This is a genomic window from Ramlibacter sp. PS4R-6 (assembly GCF_037572775.1).
Lineage (GTDB): Bacteria > Pseudomonadota > Gammaproteobacteria > Burkholderiales > Burkholderiaceae_C > Ramlibacter.
Map to the genome: position 1 here is coordinate 3,676,005 of NZ_JBBHKA010000001.1, position 18,947 is coordinate 3,694,951.

Consider the following 18,947-nt stretch of genomic DNA (forward strand, 5'->3'; position numbering starts at 1 on the left):
CTCCTCTTATGCCCGTTCCACGTTGCAGATCGTGGTCTTGGTTTCCTGCATCATCGTCACGCTGTCGTAGCCGTACGTCGTCGCCGTGTTCACGGCCTCGCCGCGCACCACCGGCGCCGCGCCGTTGGGGTACCAGGCCAGCATGTCCTGGCCCTGCCAGCGCCCCGCGAAGTGGAACGGCATCCAGACCGTGTCGGGCCCGACGCGCTCGGTCACCAGCGCCTGCACGTTCAGCTGCGCGCCGGTGGGCGTCCTCACCCACACGCGGTCGCCGTTGCGGATGTTCTTCTGCGCCGCGGTCTTCGGGTTGATCTCGACGAAGGACTCCTGCTGCAGCTCGGCCAGCCACGGGTTGGAACGCGTCTCGTCGCCGCCGCCCTCGTACTCGGTCAGGCGGCCCGACGTGAGGATCAGCGGGAATTTCTCCGCGACCTTGTCGGTGAGGTTCTTCTGCTGGATCGTCTTGTACAGCGTGGGCAGTCGCCAGAAGGCCTTCTTGTCGTCGTGCGTCGGGTACTTGGCCACGAGGTCGGGGCGCGTGCTGTACAGCGCCTCGCGGTGCTGCGGGATCGGGTCCGGGAAGTTCCACACCACCGCGCGCGCCTTCGCGTTGCCGAAGGGATGGCAGCCGTGGTTCTTCATGGCGACGCGGATGATGCCGCCCGAGTTGTCGGTCTTCCAGTTCTTCCCCTCGGCCGCAACCTTCTCGGGCTCGGTCAGCTCGTCCCACCAGCCCAGCTTCTTGAGCAGCACGTGGTCGAACTCCGGGTAGCCGGTCTGGATGTCCGCGCCCTTGGAGGCCGAGCCGTCCTCGGCCAGCAGGTTCACGCCGTTTCGCTCGACGCCGAAGTTCGCACGGAAGTTGCCGCCGCCTTCCATCACGTGCAGCGACGGGTTGTAGAGCACGTGCGTGCCGGGGTGCTTGAGCTCCGGCGTGCCGAAGCACGGCCACGGCAGGCCGAAGAAGTCGCCCGTCAGGTCGTAGCCCGTGAGCTTGTCCTTCACGCCTTCCTTGGCGCGCAGCGTCTTCACGTCGAACGCCGCCATGTTGCGCATGTGGGCCTTCAGGCGCTCCGGGCTCTGGCCCGTGTAGCCGATGGTCCACACCGACTTGTTGATCTCGCGCAGGATGTCCTCGGGCAAGGGTTCGTCCATGCCCTTGACCTGCTGCATCTTGTAGTTCTTCGACAGCTCCTTGCCGAAGCCGAGCTTGTCGGCCAGCTGCTGCATGATCATCTGGTCGCTGCGGCTTTCCCACAGCGGGTCGATGACCTTCTCGCGCCACTGGATCGAGCGGTTCGACGCGGTGACCGAGCCGCTGGTCTCGAACTGCGTGGCCGCCGGCAGCAGGTACACGGCGCGGTTCGGGTTCAGGTCGTTGGCGTTGCCGGGCATCGCGGCCATCGCCGCCGTGGCGGACGGGTACGGGTCGACCACGACCAGCAGGTCCAGCTTGTCCATGGCCTTCTTCATCTCGAGGCCGCGCGTCTGCGAGTTGGGCGCATGGCCCCAGAAGACGAGCGCCTTGAGGTTCGGGTCCTGGTCGATCAGCTCGTTCTTCTCGAGCACGCCGTCGATCCAGCGCGACACCGTGATGCCGGGCTTGGACATCATCGCCGGGTTGGCGAAGCGGCCCTTGATCCAGTCGTAGTCGACGCCCCACGCCTTGGCGAAGTGGCGCCACGAGCCTTCGACGATGCCGTAGTAGCCGGGCAGCGAATCGGGGTTCGGTCCGACGTCGGTGGCGCCCTGCACGTTGTCGTGGCCGCGGAAGATGTTCGCGCCGCCGCCGGCCACGCCGATGTTGCCCAGCGCCAGCTGCAGGATGCAGGAGGCGCGGACCATCGCGTTGCCGATGGTGTGCTGCGTCTGGCCCATGCACCACACGATGGTGGACGGCCGGTTCTTCGCGAACATCTCGGCGACCTTGGCCATCTGTGCCTCGGGCACGCCGCAGGCCTCCTCGACCTTGTCGGGCGTCCACTTGGCCATCACGTCCTTCTTGACCTCGTCCATCCCGTACACACGGTCGTTGATGTACTTCGGGTCTTCCCAGCCGTTCTTGAAGATGTGGTGCAGCAGCCCGAACAGGAACGGGATGTCGCTGCCCGAGCGGATGCGCACGTACTCGTCGGCCTTCGCGGCCGTGCGCGTGAAGCGCGGGTCGACCACGATCATCTTGGTGCCGTTCTCCTTGGCGTGCAGCATGTGCAACATGGAGACCGGGTGCGCCTCGGCGGCGTTGGAGCCGATGTACAACGCGCACTTGCTGTTCTGCAGGTCGTTGTACGAGTTGGTCATCGCGCCGTAGCCCCAGGTGTTGGCGACGCCGGCGACGGTGGTGGAGTGGCAGATGCGCGCCTGGTGGTCGCAGTTGTTGCTGCCCCAGAGCGACACGAACTTGCGCAGCAGGTACGACTGCTCGTTGGAATGCTTGGACGAACCGACCCAGAACACCGCGTCGGGCCCGCTTTGCTTGCGGATGTCGTTCAGCTTCGCGACGATCTCGTTGTAGGCCTGGTCCCAGCTGATGCGCTGGTACTTGCCGTCCACCAGCTTCATCGGCCAGCGCAGGCGGTATTCGCCGTGGCCGTGCTCGCGGATCGCCGCGCCCTTGGCGCAGTGGGCGCCGAGGTTGATCGGCGAGTCGAACACCGGCTCCTGCCGCACCCACACGCCGTTCTCGACGACGGCGTCGATCGCGCAACCGACCGAGCAGTGGCTGCACACCGTGCGGCGCACCTCGATCTTGCCTTGCCCCACGGCGGTCTCGCGGCCTTCGGCGGCGCGCGCCTTCTTCACCAGCACGAGCTGCGTGGCGGCGATGCCGGCGCCGACACCCAGGCCCGAACGGCGCAGGAAAGCGCGGCGGTCCATGGTGGGGATGGCTTGCGACAGGCCGCGCTGCAAGCTGTGCACGAACGGCGAGCGCGCTTGCGCTTGCCCAGCCGATTTCTTGGTCAGCAACATGTGGGTCTCCTGACAGCGCGGGTCAGATGCGGGTGGTCTTGTAGTACTGCTTGACGTGGTCCGTCAGCTGGTAGCCGCCGCCGCGCGCGGGGGCGGGCTTGGCTTCGGGAAGGGGCGCTTCCTGCTCCACGATGCGCGGCAGCACGGTGGCGGCTGCGGCAAGTGCGGTTGCGGTGCCCGCGCCTGCGAACAGAGTCCGGCGCGACAACTTGGCTTTGGCCTGGCTCATGGTCTTGTCTCCTGTGTCATCGCCGCGTTATGCATGGCGATGCATGGGTTTTCCCCGGCCAACTGTATCCCCGCACAGGGGTCGCCGCAAGCATGCCAACACCCGGAGAACTACCTGCAATCCAAAGCATTGCCCCGCATGCTGCAGCGCGTCACATCATGTCGAAACCTTGCGTTTCGACAGCGAGGAAAGCTTTCGTGAAGAGGGCCAAGGCCGAGTAAAAGCGCGCTTTCGGATACGCCGCGATCGCGTCGCACATCTGTGGCGCCCAGGGCTGCACGTGCGCCGCGAAGAACTCGCTTTGCTTCGCAAGGTTGGCGACGGCGACGTCGTCGCCCGCGATCAGGTAGCGCATGACCTCGCACAGGTAGGCGAAGTGGTCCTCGGTTTCCGGCATCGCCTCGTCGCGCGCGAGGCCCAGCGCGTCGAGGTCCGTGCGCAGCCGCACCAGCGGCTTCTCGTTCAGGAAGCCGGCCAGGTAGTGCGAGCCGAAGAGGTAGAGCTCGGGGCGGCCCACGCCGCCGAACAGCGCCTCGAATTCGGCGGCGACGTCGGCATCGGACATCTCGCGCGCCACGCCGACGAACGCGCGCCACGGCTCTTCGAGGAAACCACCGGCGGACGGCGCTTCCGTCGGCGCGACGCGGATCGCCTCGAGCAGCTTCGGCTGCGGCGGCGCGTAGTAGAGCTGCGCCAGCAGGCCGTACACCTCGGCCCGCGCGGTTTCCTCGTCGAGCGCCGACGACACGGGGATCTCGGGCTTCATGCGTCGGTGATCTTCACTTCGCCGTCGGGCGAGGAGAACATGTCGATGACGCGGCAGTCGCCGCACATCTTCAGGCGCTCGAGCGCCGGGCCCTGGAACATCGAATGGCCGGCCAGGCGGCCAAGCATCGCCTCGATGCCCTTGAGCGTGCCGAAGGGCTTGCCGCAGCGCACGCACGCGAAAGGCTTCGTCTCGTTGACCACCCGCGCTTCCTTGCGCGCCGGCGTCGTGAGCAGCCGCGGCACCAGCGCGATGGCGTCCTCGGGGCAGGTCTTCGCGCACAGGCCGCACTGCACGCAGTTCTTCTCGATAAAGCGCAGTTGCGGCGCGGCCGGGTTGTCCTGCAGCGCGCTCACCGGGCAGGCGCTGACGCAGCTCATGCACAGCGTGCACTTGTCCTTGTCCACGGCAACGGCGCCAAAGGGCGCGCCCTGCGGCAAGTCGATGACTTCGGGCACGGCCGGCGCACAGGCCGCGAGGTGGTCGATCGCGAGTTCGAGCGTGGTGCGCTTCTCGGCGGGCACCGCGAAGCTCGCGCGGTCCGTCGCCGGCTGCGCGTCGCGGGTGGCAACCACGCGCAGGTGCTGGTCGAGGTCTGCAGCCGCGTCGGCTTCGACCAGCGCGAAGTGCGTGCCCGCGTAGCCCAGGCCCGTGACGATGGCCTGCGCCACTGCCATCTGCTGGCGCAGCGCGTCGCGGTACTCCGGCACCTCCTCGCGGGTCATGAGCACCACCACCTGCGCGGCGCCGTACGCCACCGCGGTGAGCCACAGGTCGATGCCGACGCTGGCCGTGTGCCACAGCGGCACGGGAATGACGTTGGCCGGCACGCCCTGCGCCACGCCCAGTTGCGCGGCGCGGCCCAGTTCCTCGATGAGGGCCTGCCCGCGCTCCTGGCTGTGCAGCAGCACCGCCGCCTGCTTGCCGCCGCTGCGCGCGTACGTGCCCAGCAGCGTCTTCAGCTTGACGGCCTGGTCGTTCGCGCGCGGGTAGGCATAAGTGATCGCGCCGCTCGGGCACACCGTGGTGCAGGTGCCGCAGCCCACGCACAGGTTCGGGTTGACCTTGACCTGCTGGCGCGACTTGTCGCTGGTGATCGCCTCGGCCGAGCACACGTCGATGCAGGCCGTGCAGCCGGTCTTCTCGTTGCGGCTGTGCGCGCAGAGCTTGGCCTTGTACTCGAAGAACTTGGGTTTCTCGAACTCGCCGACCAGGTCGCGCAGCTTCACGACCTGCGGCAGGTCCAGGCCCTTGGGCGCGTGGAAATAGCCTTGCGGCGGCGCGTGCTGCGCGAACGCAGGCTGCGCACGCAGGTCCAGCACGATGTCGAAGGTTTCGCGGAAGGCCTGCGGCGCGCGGTCGAAGTCGATGGCGCCGACCGCTTCGCAGGCCTGCACGCACGCGCGGTGCGACTTGCACTTGCCCATGTCGACCTGGTAGTCGAGGCCGATCGCATCCTCGGGGCACGCGGTGATGCACGCGTTGCAGCGCGTGCACAGGTCCAGGTCGATCGGGTTGCCGCGGGTCCACTCGACGTCGAAGGCGCCCAGCCAACCCTTGATGCTGTCCAGCTTGCCGGTGAGGATGGGGTAGCGGCGCTGCTGCTCGCTGCGGCCGCCTTGCGCGAAGAACGTGACGTCGAGGACGTCGCCGACCAGCGAAGCCACCTGCTCGCACGCGTCGAGCGCGCCGATGACCAGCAACCGCCCGTTGCTCTTGTACGTGACGGTGGCCACCGGCTGCGGGTCGGGCAAATGCGCGGCCGCGAGCAGCGCGGCGATCTTGGGCATCGCCTGGGCCGCGTCGCGGCTCCAGCCGCCGGTTTCGCGGATGTTGACGAAGCGGATGGGCGCGACGGCGCCTTCGGTTTCCTGCGCGAGTTCGGAAAAGAGGCGCTGCTCCTGCGTGCAGGCGACGACGACTTCCTCGCTACCCTTGATCGCCTTCTGGAAGCTGGCCGCTTCCCGGCGGCACAGGGTCGTGTGCAGCGGCAGTTCCTGGTTCAGCGCCGAGCCCAGGCTCTTCGCCTGCAGGGGCATCGTCTTGTTGCAATCGCAGATCAGCGTCGGCATGGGGTACTGCTTCGGGGGCCTGCGGCGACTGTGCCACGTTTTCCGAGGGCACGTCATCCGCAACATCCCTCGGCGCCGCGCCATCCTCCGTGTCCTTTTTCCCTTCGGGACTATCCTTTTTCTCGTCGAAGAGGCCGAGGAACTGCGCGCTGGCGAGCTGGCGCAGCATCGACTCGGGGATCGGGTCGGGCTGGCTGTAGTCGTCCGCGTAGATGTCCATCATGTCGCGCACGTTGTAGCGTGGGTCGGCGAAGAGCTTCTTGACCGCGGCGTTCTTCACTTCGGGCGCGACGTCGGGGGCGACGAAGCGCTTGAAGTCGGATTCGAAGGTGAGGCTCCGCACGTCCTCCATCGTCGGGCCGGGGGGCTTCTTGGGCAGCGGCTCCAGCAGGGGCGGCGGTTCCGCAACCGCGGGCGCGACATCGGGGGGCGTCTCGGCGGGCGCCTCGGCGACGGGTTCCGGTTCCACGGGCTTGCCGGCGCGCACCTCCTGCTTGCGCCGCGACCAGCGCGAGAGGAAGTTGTCATCCGCCATCGCCGCCCCCGCCGAACTTCTTCGTCGTCGTCACCGACGCCGGGTTGCCGAAACGGTCTTCCAGCCGCTGGAAGCTCTGCGGCCGCGCGCGCTTGCGCGGCTCGGGAACGTAGTGCGCAAGCGCGAACTCGCGCATCCACTCCACCACGTCCGGTGGCGCGGGCACCTGTTCCACCGTCTCCGTCGCATCGAGCCAGCGGCCGGCGTCGTGGTAGCTGACGCTGACGACGATGGGGCGCGCGATGGGCTCGTCGGCGATGGTGGCTTCTTCCTCCATCCGCCACATCACGAACCAGCACGGCGCCGGCGTCGTGGCGTTGAGGTAATAGCCCTCGGCGTCATCGCGAAACAGCTCCACGACGAAGCCCGGGTGCAGCCAGCGCTCCTCGTCGTCGTTCTTCAGCAGCAGGCGCGGCCCGGTGCCGAAGCCGGCCTCCTGCGGCACGACGTCGGCCAGCTCCCAGCGCCAGGGCTGCCAGCGGTTGTCGATGCGCTGCCGGCGCATGACGACCGCGACTTCGAGGCTGGGACGTTCGGCCATGCCTGCCTCGCCGGGTTCAGGTGTCCTTGGAGACCGAGATCGTCGGGAACTTCGCGCTGAAGTCCTTGGCCTTCTGCGCGATCTTCACGGCGACCTGTCGCGCGACGGCCTTGTAGACCTTCGCCACGTCGCCGTCCGGGTCGCTCACCACCGTCGGCTTGCCGCTGTCGGCCTGCAGGCGGATCTGGATGTCCAGCGGCAGCGCGCCCAGGTAGTCGGCGCCGTACTGCTGGGCCAGCTTGCGCCCGCCGCCCTCGCCGAAGACGTGCTCGGCATGCCCGCAGTTGCTGCACACGTGCACGGCCATGTTCTCGACGATGCCCAGGATCGGCACGCCGACCTTCTCGAACATGCGGATGGCCTTCTTGGCGTCGAGCAGCGCGATGTCCTGCGGCGTCGTCACGATCACCGCGCCGGTCATGGGCACGCGCTGCGACAGCGTCAGCTGGATGTCGCCCGTGCCCGGCGGCAGGTCGACGATGAGGTAGTCGAGGTCGCGCCAGTTGGTCTGGCGCAGCAGCTGCTCCAGCGCCTGCGTGGCCATCGGGCCGCGCCAGATCATCGCTTCGTCCTGGTTCACCAGGAAGCCGATCGACATGACCTGCACGCCGTAGTTCTCCAGCGGCTCCATGGTCTGGCCGTCGTCGCTTTCCGGGCGCTGGTCGATGCCCATCATCATGGGCTGGCTGGGGCCGTAGATGTCCGCGTCGAGCAGGCCGACCTGCGCGCCTTCGGCAGCGAGTGCCAGCGCCAGGTTCACCGCCGTCGTGCTCTTGCCCACCCCGCCCTTGCCCGAGGCCACGGCGACGATGTTCTTGACGTTGGGCATCAGCTGCACGCCGCGCTGGACGGAATGCGCGGTCACCTTGGTCGAGAGGTTGACCGAGACGTTCTGCACGCCGGCCACCGACTTCGCGGCCGCGATCAGCGCCGTGCGCAGCTGCGGCAGCTGGCTTTTCGCGGGATAGCCCAGCTCGACGTCGAACGACACCTCGCCGCCGGTCACCTGCAGGTTCTTCACCTGCTTGGTGGAAACGAAATCCTTGCCGGTGTTCGGGTCGGTCACCGCCGCCAGCGCGGCCATCAATTGCTCGGGGGATGCCATCCGACGGAGTGTACGGTCCCCAACTAAAATCGCCGGTTCACCCCGAGAAATCCCGTAATGCCCCAGCGCAAGCTCTTCGTCACCACCGCCTTGCCGTACGCCAACGGCAAGTTCCACATCGGCCACATCATGGAGTACATCCAGGCCGACATCTGGGTGCGGCACCAGCGAATGCAGGGCAGCCAGGTGCATTTCGTGTGCGCCGACGACGCGCACGGCGCGCCGATCATGATCGCGGCCGACAAGGCCGGCAAGACGCCGCAGGCCTTCGTGGCGGAGATCGCCGCGGGCCGCAAGCCCTACCTCGACGGCTTCCACATCGCCTTCGACAACTGGCACTCGACCGACGCGCCCGAGAACCACGAGCTGGCGCAGGCGATCTACCGCGACCTCAAGGTCAACGGCCTCGTCTCCAGCAAGACGATCGAGCAGTTCTTCGACCCGCAGAAGAACATGTTCCTGCCCGACCGGTTCATCAAGGGCGAGTGCCCCAACTGCCACGCGAAGGACCAATACGGCGACAACTGCGAGGTGTGCGGCAAGGTCTACAGCCCCACCGACCTGATCAACCCGTACTCGGCGCTCTCGGGCGCCACGCCGGTGCTGAAGTCGTCGGAGCATTTCTTCTTCAAGCTGTCCGACCCGCGCTGCCTGGATTTCCTGCGCCAGTGGACGACCAGCGGCGCCGTGCAGCCCGAGGTGCTGAACAAGATCACCGAGTGGCTCACGCCCGACTCCGAAGGCAAGGTCGCCATGGGCGACTGGGACATCAGCCGCGACGCGCCCTACTTCGGCATCGAGATCCCGGATGCGCCGGGCAAGTACTTCTACGTGTGGCTCGATGCGCCGGTGGGTTACCTGGCCTCGCTGAAGAACCACCTGGGCAAGGTGGGCGTCGACTACGACCGCTACATCGCCGACCCGCAGGTGGAGCAGGTGCACTTCATCGGCAAGGACATCATCACCTTCCACACGCTGTTCTGGCCGGCCATGCTGCACTTCTCCGGGCGCAAGGTGCCGAACAAGGTGTTCGTGCACGGCTTCCTCACCGTGAACAACGGCGAGAAGATGAGCAAGAGCCGCGGCACGGGCCTGGACCCGCTCAAGTACCTGTCGCTCGCGATGAACCCCGAGTGGCTGCGCTACTACCTGGCCGCCAAGCTCAATGGCCGCAACGAGGACATCGACTTCAACCCCGAGGACTTCATGGCCCGGGTCAATTCCGACCTGGTCGGCAAGTACGTGAACATCGCCAGCCGCGCGGTGAAGTTCATCGAGGGCGGCAAGCTCGTGTCTTCGCAGGTGGAACCCGAAGCCACGGAACTCGCGCAGTCCGTGCAAGGCCTCTTCGAGTCGCGCGACTACGCGCGCGCGCTGCGCGAGGTGATGGCCTATGCCGACAAGGTCAACACGCGCTTCGACACCGCCGCGCCGTGGAAGCTGGTCAAGGAAGGCCAGGGCGGCGAGGCGGCCATCGTGTGTTCCGACTGCCTGCAGGCCTTCAAGGTCATGACGGCGTGCCTGAAGCCGGTGATGCCCGAGCTGGCGGCGCAGGCCGAGGCCTTCCTGAAGTGCGGCCCGCTCGACTGGTCCAACGCCGCGCAGGCGTTGCCGGTCGGCCACCGGATCGGCGAGTACAAGCACCTCATGCAGCGTGTCGATGCGAAGCAGCTCGACGCCCTGTTCGAAGCCGCGCCCGAAGCGGCGCCCGCCGCCGCGACGCCGGGCGGCGAGGAGCTCGCACCGCCGATCACCATCGACGACTTCGCCAAGGTGGACCTGCGCATCGCGAAGATCGTCGAGTGCAAGGCGGTGGAAGGCTCCACCAAGCTGCTGCAGCTCACGCTCGATGCGGGCGAAGGCCGCATGCGCAACGTGTTCTCCGGCATCGCCTCGGCCTACAAGCCCGAGCAGCTGGTGGGCAAGCTCACCGTGCTCGTCGCCAACCTCGCCCCGCGCAAGATGAAGTTCGGCGTCAGCGAGGGCATGGTGTTGGCGGCCAGCCACGGGGACGAAAAGGCCAACCCCGGAATTTTCGTGCTGGAGCCCACATCCGGCGCCACGCCCGGGTTGCGGGTGCGCTAGCTCTGCCGTTTGGCGCTAGAGTGCTGCGCATGAGCAGTACCCCCGCCCTCTTTCGCCTCGCGGCGGCCTGCGCCGCCGCGGCCCTCCTCGCCGGCTGCGCCGTCGTTTCCGTTGCCAGCACCGCCGTCGGCTTCGCCGCCACGGCGGCCAGCCTGGCGGTGGACGCCACCGTCGGCACGGCCAAGGCCGTCGGCAGCGTCGTGATGCCGTCGAAGGCCGAAGACAAGCAGTAAGGCCACGCGGGCGTAAACTGCCCTCCATGGTCCGCGCGCCGCTCCAGCTTTCGCGCCGCCGCCGCTTCATCACGCGGCTGCATCACTGCGGCCCACCGGGAACGAACTGAACGCCTGCTTCGCGTTTCGTCCGCTCCCGGAGACCTGATTGCAACTTCCCTTCCATTTCCGTCCGCGCCTGGCGGACGCCTTGCGCGGTTACGACCGCGAGCATTTCGCGCGCGACCTCGGCGCCGGCGTCACGGTCGGCATCGTCGCGCTGCCGCTGGCCATGGCCTTCGCCATCGCGTCCGGCCTGAAGCCCGAAGCCGGCCTGTGGACGGCCATCATCGCGGGCCTGGTGATCGCGGCGCTGGGCGGCTCCAGCGTGCAGATCGGCGGGCCGGCGGGCGCGTTCATCGTCATCGTCTACGGCATCGTCGAACGCTTCGGCCTGGCCAACCTGCTGATCGCCACCAGCTGCGCCGGGGTGCTGCTCTTCGTCGCGGGCTTCTTCCGGCTGGGGCGGCTGGTGCGCTACGTGCCGGTGAGCATCGTCATCGGCTTCACCAACGGCATCGCGGTGCTCATCGCCGTGTCGCAGCTGAAGGACTGGCTGGGGCTGAAGGTGGAGAAGATGCCCGCCGACTTCTTCGCGCAGCTGAACGTGATCGGCGCGAACATCGCGACCTTCAACCCCTTCGCGTTCGGGCTCGGAGCCGCCTGCGTCCTGGTGCTGTTCGTGTGGCCGCGCCTGTGGGGCGAGCGCTCGCCCATCCGCGCCGCCATCGACCTGCCCGGCGTGAAGACGGCGGCGGCGTTCAACCGGCGCGTGCCCGGCCCGGTGGTGGCGCTGGTGCTGCTGACGCTCTTCGCCTGGTACTTCCAGTTGCCGGTGGAAACCATCGGCACGCGCTTCGGCTCCATCCCCGAGGGCCTGCCCGCCTTCGTGCTGCCCGAGTTCTCGTGGGCCACGGTGAAGCTGCTGGTGACGCCCACGCTGACCATCGCGGCGCTGGGCGCGATCGAGTCGCTGCTGTGCGCGCGCGTCGCCGACCAGCTCACGACCCTGCCGCGCCACGACCCCAACCAGGAACTGATGGCGCAAGGCGTGGCCAATTTCGTCACGCCCTTCTTCGGCGGCATGCCGGCCACCGGCACCATCGCGCGCACCGTGACGAACATCCGCGCCGGGGCCTCGACGCCCGTTGCGGGCATCGTGCACGCCGTGACGCTGGCCATCATCGTGCTGGCGGCGGCGAAGCTTGCGCTCCTGGTGCCGCTGCCGGTGCTGGCGGGCATCCTGCTCTTCGTCGCTTTCAACATGGGCGAGTGGCACGAGTTCGCCAACCTGAAGAAGTACAGCATGCACTACCGCGTGCTGATGCTCGGCACCTTCTTCCTCACGGTCGTCTTCGACCTGACCGTGGCCGTGCAGGTGGGCCTGCTCACCGCGTGCGGCCTGTTCATCCGCCGCATGAGCGCGCTGTTCTCCGTCAAGCGCGTGCGCGAAGAAGGCGCGGTGATCCACTACGAGCTGTACGGCGCGCTCTTCTTCGGCGCGGTCGCGAAGATCGACGAGGTGGTGCAGGCCGTGGAGCGCGGGCCGAGCGAACCCGTCGTCATCCTCGACTGCTCGCACCTCGTGCAGCTGGACACCTCGGGCCTGGATTCGCTGCGCCAGCTGCACAAGGCGGCGCTGCTGCGCGGCGGCACGCTGCACCTGGAGAACCTGCACGAGCAGCCGCGCGGGCTGATCGAACGTTCGGGCTTCGCGGCGGAACTGGCCGCGAACCTGCCGTCGCCCGAAGTCGCGGCCGGCTAGAACGAGCCGGGGTCGCCGGGGAAGACCACAGGCGATTCGAAACCATCGGCCGACACCGCCGACACGCCGAAGAACCAGTCGTCGATCACCACGTTGCGCAGCTGCGCCTGCGTGACATTGCCGGGCACGTCGCGGCTGAAGCGCCACTGCGGCTCCGTCGTTGCGCGCCACCAGACGCGATAGCTCGCGGCGCCCGGCACGGCTTGCCACTTGAGCGTGGTGTGGGGCGTCACGGCGCCTTCGATGGCCACGCCTTTCGGCGGCGCCGGCGCGTGCGCCAGGGCCGCCATCGCGATCACGTTCAGGCGCGTGACCTGCGCGAGGTAGCCGAAGTCCACGCCCTCGACCGTGTCGCCGTAGCGCACGCCGTTCTCCACCCGCAGGTCCTGGTGCTGGCGCGAGTAGTCCTCGTGCGCCTCGGTGATGCGCACGGCGGGAAAGCCCGCGTTGAGGAACTCCACCTGGTCGCCGCCGCGCCCGTAGCGGTCGGTGCGATAGACCATCTGCACCTTGAAAGTCGGCAGGTGCTTCTGCGCCAGCTTGTCGATGAAGCGAGCGAGGTTGCGCGAAGGCGAATCGACCTCGCCGCCGTTGTAGCGGCGCCGGTTGGCCTGCTGCGGCGTCTCGGTCGCTTTCGTGCCTTCGGAGAACACGCGCACCGTGCTGTTGTCGTGCACGCCGTCGGCGCCATGGCTGTTGCCGACGATGTCGTTGTTCAGGTTCGCCTCCACCTGCCAGCCCTGCGCCTTCGCGTATTCGGCCAGCACCTTACCGCCGTACAGGCCCTGCTCCTCGCCGGACAGCGCGGCGTAGACCAGTGTCGCGCGCACCTTCTGGCGCGAAAGCACGCGCGCGGCCTCGATCACCGCCGCGACGCCCGACGCGTCGTCGTTGGCGCCGGGCGCGTCGCTGGTGGCGTCCATCACGTCCGAGACGCGCGAGTCCAGGTGGCCCGTGATCACGATGACACGGCTGGGGTCCTCGGTGCCGCGCTGGATGGCCACGATGTCCATCACCTCCGTGGGCTGCGGGATGCGCGGGCCCGTGAACACCTGCGACGGCGTCACCACCTGCAGGCACCCGCCGCAGTCGCGCGAGATGGCGGCGAAGCGCGACTGGACCCAGCGCCGCGCGGCACCGATACCCCGTGTTTCGCTCTTCGTCTCCGACAAGGTGTGGCGCGTGCCGAAAGCCACCAGGCGCGTGATGGTGCCGTGAAGTTCGGCCTCGCTCACCTGCGCGGCCAGTTCTTCCAGCGGGGGCAGCGCCAGGGCCAGTGACGGCGCCAGCGACAGGGCCATGGCAGGCAGGAAATGCTTCATGGGTCGGACCGGTAAAATCGCGAGTATGTCCTTCCTGCAGCGCATCTTCCGCCGCCCCGACTACAAGTCGGAGGTCACGCTCTTCATCGACGACCTCAAGGAGAAGAAGCCCGACCTGGAGGCGCAGCAACGCGCCGGCCGCGCCATCTGGTGGGACAAGCAGGTCAACCGCGAGGCCTGGGACGAGTTCCGCGCCGGGCAGGTGCGCCAGAAGCCCTACGTCTACCAGACGGAACCGGTGAAATGAGCGCCGCCGCGAGCGGCGAGGCCCAGTTGCCCGAGGCAACCGAACCTGCCCTGGAAACGATGCCCGACGTGGTGGACCAGGTGGCCCTCGCGAAACTCTACGGCGAACCGCTGTTCGCCATGCCGACGGACCTGTACATCCCGCCGGACGCGCTGGAGGTCTTCCTCGAGGCCTTCGAAGGCCCGCTGGACCTGCTGCTGTACCTGATCCGCAAGCAGAACTTCAACATCCTCGACATCCCGATGGCGGGCGTCACGCGCCAGTACCTGGTGTACGTGGACGAGATCCGCACGCGCAACCTCGAGCTGGCCGCCGAGTACCTGCTGATGGCGGCGATGCTCATCGAGATCAAGTCGCGCATGCTGCTGCCGCCGAAGAAGTCGGCCGACGGCGAGGAGGCCGAGGACCCGCGCGCCGAGCTCGTGCGCCGCCTGCTCGAGTACGAGCAGATGAAGCTCGCCTCCGCGCGCCTGAACGAAATGCCGCAGCTGGGCCGCGACGTGCTGCGCTCGCAGGTCTACATCGAGCAGGCCCTGCAGCCGCGCTTCCCGGACGTGAACGTGGTCGACCTGCAGGAAGCCTGGCAGGACATCATCAAGCGCGCCCGGCTCGTGCAGCACCACAAGATCACGCGCGAGGAGCTGTCGGTGCGCGAGCACATGTCCATCATCCTGCGCAAGCTGCAGGGGCGGAAGTTCGTGGAGTTCGAGAACCTGTTCGACACCACGCGCGGCATGCCGGTGGTGATCGTCACCTTCATCGCCATGCTGGAACTCGCCAAGGAAACGCTCATCGAGGTGACGCAGGCCGAAGCCTACGCGCCGATCTACGTGCGCATCACGTACCAGCCGGCATGACCACCAAGGATTTCGACGTCGTCATCGTCGGCAGCGGCCTCGCGGGCCTGACCGCGGCCATGCACCTCGCGCCGACCAAGCGCGTGGCCGTCATCACCAAGCGCTCGTTGAGCGACGGCTCCAGCGGCTGGGCGCAGGGCGGCATCGCGGCCGTGATGGCCGAGGACGACAGCTTCCAGTCGCACGTGGACGACACGCTGGTGGCGGGCGCGGGCCTGTCGCAGCTGGATGCCACGCGCTTCGTCGTGGAGCACGCGCCCGAGACCATCGACTGGCTGGTGGAGATGGGCGTGCCCTTCTCGCAGGAAGGCGGCCACCTGCACCTGACGCGCGAAGGCGGCCACAGCGCCCGCCGCATCGTGCACGTGACCGACGCCACGGGCGCGGCCGTGCAGCAGACGCTGATCCAGCACGTGAAGAACACGCCGAACATCACGGTGTTCGAGCAGCACACGCTGGTGGACCTGATCACCACGCGCAAGCTGGGCATGTCGCCCGACGAGCCGCAGCGCTGCCTGGGGCTGTACGCGCTGGACGACATCGCCGACGAAGTCGTCACCTTCCGCGCGCCGCAGACCATCGTGGCCACCGGCGGCGCGGGCAAGGTCTACCTGTACACGACCAACCCCGACACCGCCACCGGCGACGGCATCGCCGCCGCGTGGCGCGCGGGCTGCCGGGTGACGAACATGGAGTTCATCCAGTTCCACCCCACCTGCCTGTACCACCCGCACGTCAAGTCGTTCCTGATCACCGAGGCCGTGCGCGGCGAAGGCGGCAAGCTGCTGCTGCCCGACGGCACGCGTTTCATGCCGCAGCACGACAAGCGCGAGGAGCTGGCGCCGCGCGACATCGTCGCCCGCGCGATCGACTTCGAGATGAAGAAGCACGGCATCGACTGCGTGTACCTGGACATCTCGCACCAGCCCGCCGAGTTCATCAAGGAACACTTCCCGAACATCTACGCGCGCTGCCTGCAACTGGGCATCGACATCACCAAGCAGCCCATCCCGGTGGTGCCCGCCGCCCACTACACCTGCGGCGGCATCCACACCGACCTGCAGGGCCGCACCGACCTGGCGGGCCTGCACGCCATCGGCGAGACGGCGTACACCGGCCTGCACGGCGCCAACCGCCTGGCGAGCAACTCGCTGGTGGAATGCATGGTGTTCGCGCGCTCGGCGTCCAACGACATCTTGTCGCAGCGCCTGCCCGTTCCTCCGGCGCTGCCGGGCTGGGACGAGAGCCGCGTGACCGACGCCGACGAGGCGGTCGTCATCTCGCACAACTGGGACGAGCTGCGCCGCTTCATGTGGGACTACGTCGGCATCGTGCGCACCAACAAGCGCCTGGAGCGCGCGGCGCACCGCATCCGCCTGCTGCAGGCCGAGATCCAGGAGTTCTACGCGAACTTCCACGTCACGCGCGACCTGCTGGAGCTGCGCAACCTGGTGACGGTGGCCGACCTCATCGTGAAGTCGGCGCAGGCGCGGCACGAAAGCCGCGGGCTGCATTTCAGCCGCGACTACCCGCAGCTGGCTGACGACACGCACCCGACGATCCTGGCGCCGACGTAGCGCGCGATCAGCGCCGCGCCAGCACCGTCAACCCGTTGTTGTTGGCGTACTTCTCCCACAGCTGCCAGTGGCGGTTCTGCAGCAGGAACTCCTCGATCGCCGGCCACAGGCCCTTGCGGCGGCGGCCGGGCCGCGTGGCGCACTCGTAGGTGTAGCCCTCGCCGAAGTCCGCGAAGGTCGTCGTGTCGTGCAGGATGATCCAGCGCCGCGCCTGCTCGGCGTGCAGGTCCAGCTCGCGCTTGAGCTGGTCGTAGACGTGCCAGGTGTCGATGAACAGCAGGTCGGTCGGCTCGATCTCGAACTTTTCGTCGCCGGTGTCGGCCTGGCGGAACTGCAACTGCACGCCGCTGGAGGCCGCGAGCCGCTGCGCGTACTCGATGGGCGCGGGGTTGATGTCGATGCACACCAGCTTCTTCGGGCGCGCGTGCAGGAAGGCCCAGGTGCTCACCACCGTGCGCACGCCCATCTCGGTCACGTGCGCGCAGCCCTTCGCGTAGCGCGCCAGCGTGGGCAGGTGCTCGTGGATGTCGCTCGCTTCGCGGCAGTGGTGCTGGTAGAAGTCCTCGATCGTTTCCATGCCGGCATCCTGTCACGCCGCGCCGATGTCCGGCACGAGGCTGCCGGCGGGCTTGCCGCTCTTGAGTGCGGCCGTGAAAGCGAGCATGCGGTCGATCGGCACGCGTGCGCGGTCGATGATGGCTTCGTCCACGAAGATCTCGTTGGTGCCCGTCTCGAGCACGTGCGCCAGCACCGCCAGCCCGTTCATCGCCATCCACGGGCAGTGCGCGCAGCTCTTGCACGTGGCACTGTTGCCCGCCGTCGGCGCTTCGTAGAACACCTTGCCGGGGTTGAGGGTGCGCAGCTTGTGCATCATGCCGTTGTCGGTCGCGACGATGAACTCCTTCGCGTCCATCTCCTTCGCGGCCTTCAGGATGCCCGAGGTGGAGCCCACCGCATCGGCAAGCGCGACCACTTCCGCCGGCGACTCCGGGTGCACCAGCACCTTGGCGCCGGGGTGCTCCTTCTTCAGCGCTTCCAGCTCGAACGACTTGAACTCGTCGTGCACGATGCATGAGCCGTTCCAGAACACCATGTCGGCGCCGGTCTCGCGCTGGATGTAGTGGCCCAGGTGCTTGTCCGGCGCCCACAGGATCTTGTGGCCCTTGCCGGCCAGTGCGCGCACGATGTCCACCGCGCAGCTGGAGGTGACGAGCCAGTCGGACCTTGCCTTCACGGCGGCGCTGGTGTTCGCGTAGACAACCACCGTGCGGTCCGGGTGCTGCGCGCAGAACGCCGAGAACTCGTCGGCCGGGCAGCCCAGGTCGAGCGAGCAGGTGGCGTCCAGGTCGGGCATCAGCACCTTCTTGTGCGGCGACAGGATCTTGGACGTCTCGCCCATGAAGCGCACGCCCGACACGACGAGCGTGGTGGCCGGGTGGTCGCGCCCGAAGCGCGCCATCTCCAGCGAATCGGAGACGATGCCGCCCGTCTCCTCCGCCAGGTCCTGCAGGTCCGGGTGCACGTAGTAGTGCGACACCATCACCGCGTTGCGCTCTTTCAGCAGGCGCCTGATCCTGTCCTTCAGCTGCGCGCGCTCGTCCTGCGAGGGCTCGGCCGGCACGCGCGCCCACGCGAAGCGCGTGTCGCAGGTGCCCGCCGGCAGCGGGTGCTCGTATTCCACTTCCTTGATGGGGATGACGGCTGCCATGTCGTCTCTTCAGATGCCGGTGAAGCGCATCGAGAAGTCCGTGGCCTTCACGTCCTTCGTCAGCGCGCCGATGGAGATGCGGTCGACGCCCGTTTCCGCGAGGGCGCGCACGCCGTCGAGCGTGACGCCCCCGGAAATCTCGAGGATGGCGCGGCCGGCGTTGATGCGCACGGCTTCGCGCAGGGTGGGGATGTCCATGTTGTCCAGCAGGACCATCTTCGCACCGGCCGCCAGTGCTTCCTGCAGCTGGTCGAGCCGCTCGACCTCGATTTCGACGAACGATGCGCCCGCCGCGGCGCGCTGCGCGGCTTCGAGCGCCGCGCGCACGCCGCCGGCGGCCGCGATGTGGTTTTCCTTGATCAGCACCGCATCGAACAGGCCGATGCGGTGGTTGGTGCCGCCGCCCACCCGCACCGCGTACTTCTGCGCCATGCGCAGGCCCGGCAGCGTCTTGCGCGTGTCGACGATCGCCGCGCGCGTGCCGCGCACGGCCTCGACGAAGGTCGCGGTCTTGGTGGCGACCGCACTGAGCAGCTGGAGGAAGTTGAGCGCCGTGCGTTCGGCCGTCAGCAGCGATCGCGCCTGGCCTTCGAGTTCGAGCACGACGTCGTTGGCCGCGCAGCGCGCGCCTTCGTCGACGCGCCAGCGCGCCTCGATGGCGGCATCCACCTGCTTCACGGTGGCTTCCACCCAGGGGCGGCCGCAGATGACGGCGCTTTCACGCGCCAGGATGCGTGCCGAGGCCCGGCGGCCGGCCGGCACCAGCGCAGCCGTGAGGTCGCCGGCGCCCACGTCCTCGCGCAGGGCGCGCGCCGCATCGTCGGCGGCCGTGCGCGTCAGCTCAGGCGGTGCGAAGGTCATGCAGGAAGCATAGCTTCAATGCCGGTGGCCGTCCG

General features: G+C 68.1%; 17 protein-coding genes. 6 read left to right on the forward strand and 11 right to left on the reverse strand.

Annotation, left to right across the window (positions count from 1 at the left end):
• Positions 1 to 6 precede the first annotated feature (6 nt).
• From WG903_RS18350 to apbC, 7 genes are all read right to left on the reverse strand, one after another.
• Positions 7 to 2,970 (reverse strand): formate dehydrogenase subunit alpha, encoded by a 2,964-nt coding sequence (locus tag WG903_RS18350; RefSeq protein WP_340078023.1) that lies wholly within the window; start codon positions 2,968 to 2,970, stop codon positions 7 to 9.
• A 22-nt stretch (positions 2,971 to 2,992) separates the two neighbouring features.
• Positions 2,993 to 3,199, reverse strand: a complete 207-nt coding sequence (locus WG903_RS18355) for a formate dehydrogenase (RefSeq protein WP_340078024.1) — start codon at positions 3,197 to 3,199, stop codon at positions 2,993 to 2,995.
• A 151-nt stretch (positions 3,200 to 3,350) separates the two neighbouring features.
• Positions 3,351 to 3,965 (reverse strand): TorD/DmsD family molecular chaperone, encoded by a 615-nt coding sequence (locus WG903_RS18360; protein ID WP_340078025.1) that lies wholly within the window; start codon positions 3,963 to 3,965, stop codon positions 3,351 to 3,353.
• On the reverse strand, positions 3,962 to 6,004 hold the full coding sequence (locus tag WG903_RS18365) for a 4Fe-4S binding protein (protein WP_340078282.1): 2,043 nt from the start codon (positions 6,002 to 6,004) through the stop codon (positions 3,962 to 3,964). The genes WG903_RS18360 and WG903_RS18365 overlap by 4 nt, the downstream gene beginning before the upstream one ends.
• Entirely contained in the window at positions 5,895 to 6,572 is a 678-nt protein-coding gene (locus WG903_RS18370) for a DUF3306 domain-containing protein (protein ID WP_340078026.1), read from the reverse strand. Before WG903_RS18370 ends, WG903_RS18365 begins: the two co-directional genes overlap by 110 nt.
• Complete coding sequence (locus WG903_RS18375) at positions 6,562 to 7,113, reverse strand: DUF3305 domain-containing protein (protein WP_340078027.1); 552 nt, start codon at positions 7,111 to 7,113, stop codon at positions 6,562 to 6,564. Before WG903_RS18375 ends, WG903_RS18370 begins: the two co-directional genes overlap by 11 nt.
• A 16-nt stretch (positions 7,114 to 7,129) precedes the next feature.
• Complete coding sequence (gene apbC, locus WG903_RS18380) at positions 7,130 to 8,218, reverse strand: iron-sulfur cluster carrier protein ApbC (RefSeq protein WP_340078028.1); 1,089 nt, start codon at positions 8,216 to 8,218, stop codon at positions 7,130 to 7,132.
• Between the two features lie 57 nt (positions 8,219 to 8,275).
• Here apbC and metG point away from each other — a divergent pair, with 57 nt between their 5' ends.
• The 3 genes from metG to WG903_RS18395 all read left to right on the forward strand — a co-directional run bounded on the left by metG (position 8,276) and on the right by WG903_RS18395 (position 12,340).
• Positions 8,276 to 10,303, forward strand: coding sequence for a methionine--tRNA ligase (gene metG / locus WG903_RS18385; RefSeq protein WP_340078029.1), 2,028 nt, complete (start codon positions 8,276 to 8,278; stop codon positions 10,301 to 10,303).
• Positions 10,304 to 10,332: 29 nt separating this feature from the next.
• Positions 10,333 to 10,536 (forward strand): hypothetical protein, encoded by a 204-nt coding sequence (locus WG903_RS18390; protein WP_340078030.1) that lies wholly within the window; start codon positions 10,333 to 10,335, stop codon positions 10,534 to 10,536.
• Positions 10,537 to 10,684: 148 nt separating this feature from the next.
• Entirely contained in the window at positions 10,685 to 12,340 is a 1,656-nt protein-coding gene (locus WG903_RS18395) for a SulP family inorganic anion transporter (protein ID WP_340078031.1), read from the forward strand.
• On the opposite strand, the gene WG903_RS18400 is transcribed toward WG903_RS18395, so the two are convergent.
• Positions 12,337 to 13,662, reverse strand: coding sequence for a M20/M25/M40 family metallo-hydrolase (locus tag WG903_RS18400; RefSeq protein WP_340078032.1), 1,326 nt, complete (start codon positions 13,660 to 13,662; stop codon positions 12,337 to 12,339). The genes WG903_RS18395 and WG903_RS18400 overlap by 4 nt on opposite strands.
• A gap of 25 nt (positions 13,663 to 13,687) precedes the next feature.
• On the opposite strand from WG903_RS18400, the gene WG903_RS18405 reads away from it, so the two are divergent.
• Genes WG903_RS18405 through nadB form a run of 3 tightly spaced genes read left to right on the forward strand, consistent with a single transcriptional unit; the run spans position 13,688 to position 16,343 of the window.
• Complete coding sequence (locus WG903_RS18405) at positions 13,688 to 13,909, forward strand: DUF3460 family protein (RefSeq protein WP_340078033.1); 222 nt, start codon at positions 13,688 to 13,690, stop codon at positions 13,907 to 13,909.
• Between the two features lie 59 nt (positions 13,910 to 13,968).
• The gene (locus WG903_RS18410; protein ID WP_340078283.1) at positions 13,969 to 14,766 is read left to right on the forward strand and encodes a segregation and condensation protein A; all 798 of its coding nucleotides are present in this window, start codon (positions 13,969 to 13,971) and stop codon (positions 14,764 to 14,766) included.
• On the forward strand, positions 14,763 to 16,343 hold the full coding sequence (nadB, locus tag WG903_RS18415) for an L-aspartate oxidase (RefSeq protein WP_340078034.1): 1,581 nt from the start codon (positions 14,763 to 14,765) through the stop codon (positions 16,341 to 16,343). Before WG903_RS18410 ends, nadB begins: the two co-directional genes overlap by 4 nt.
• A gap of 7 nt (positions 16,344 to 16,350) precedes the next feature.
• On the opposite strand, the gene WG903_RS18420 is transcribed toward nadB, so the two are convergent.
• Genes WG903_RS18420 through nadC form a run of 3 tightly spaced genes read right to left on the reverse strand, consistent with a single transcriptional unit; the run spans position 16,351 to position 18,912 of the window.
• Entirely contained in the window at positions 16,351 to 16,920 is a 570-nt protein-coding gene (locus WG903_RS18420) for a hypothetical protein (protein ID WP_340078035.1), read from the reverse strand.
• A gap of 12 nt (positions 16,921 to 16,932) precedes the next feature.
• Positions 16,933 to 18,051 carry a quinolinate synthase NadA gene (gene nadA, locus WG903_RS18425; protein WP_340078036.1) on the reverse strand — a complete coding sequence of 373 codons (1,119 nt, stop codon included), beginning with the start codon at positions 18,049 to 18,051 and terminating at the stop codon, positions 16,933 to 16,935.
• 9 nt (positions 18,052 to 18,060) lie between these two features.
• Positions 18,061 to 18,912, reverse strand: a complete 852-nt coding sequence (gene nadC, locus WG903_RS18430; RefSeq protein WP_340078037.1) for a carboxylating nicotinate-nucleotide diphosphorylase — start codon at positions 18,910 to 18,912, stop codon at positions 18,061 to 18,063.
• Positions 18,913 to 18,947 lie beyond the last annotated feature (35 nt).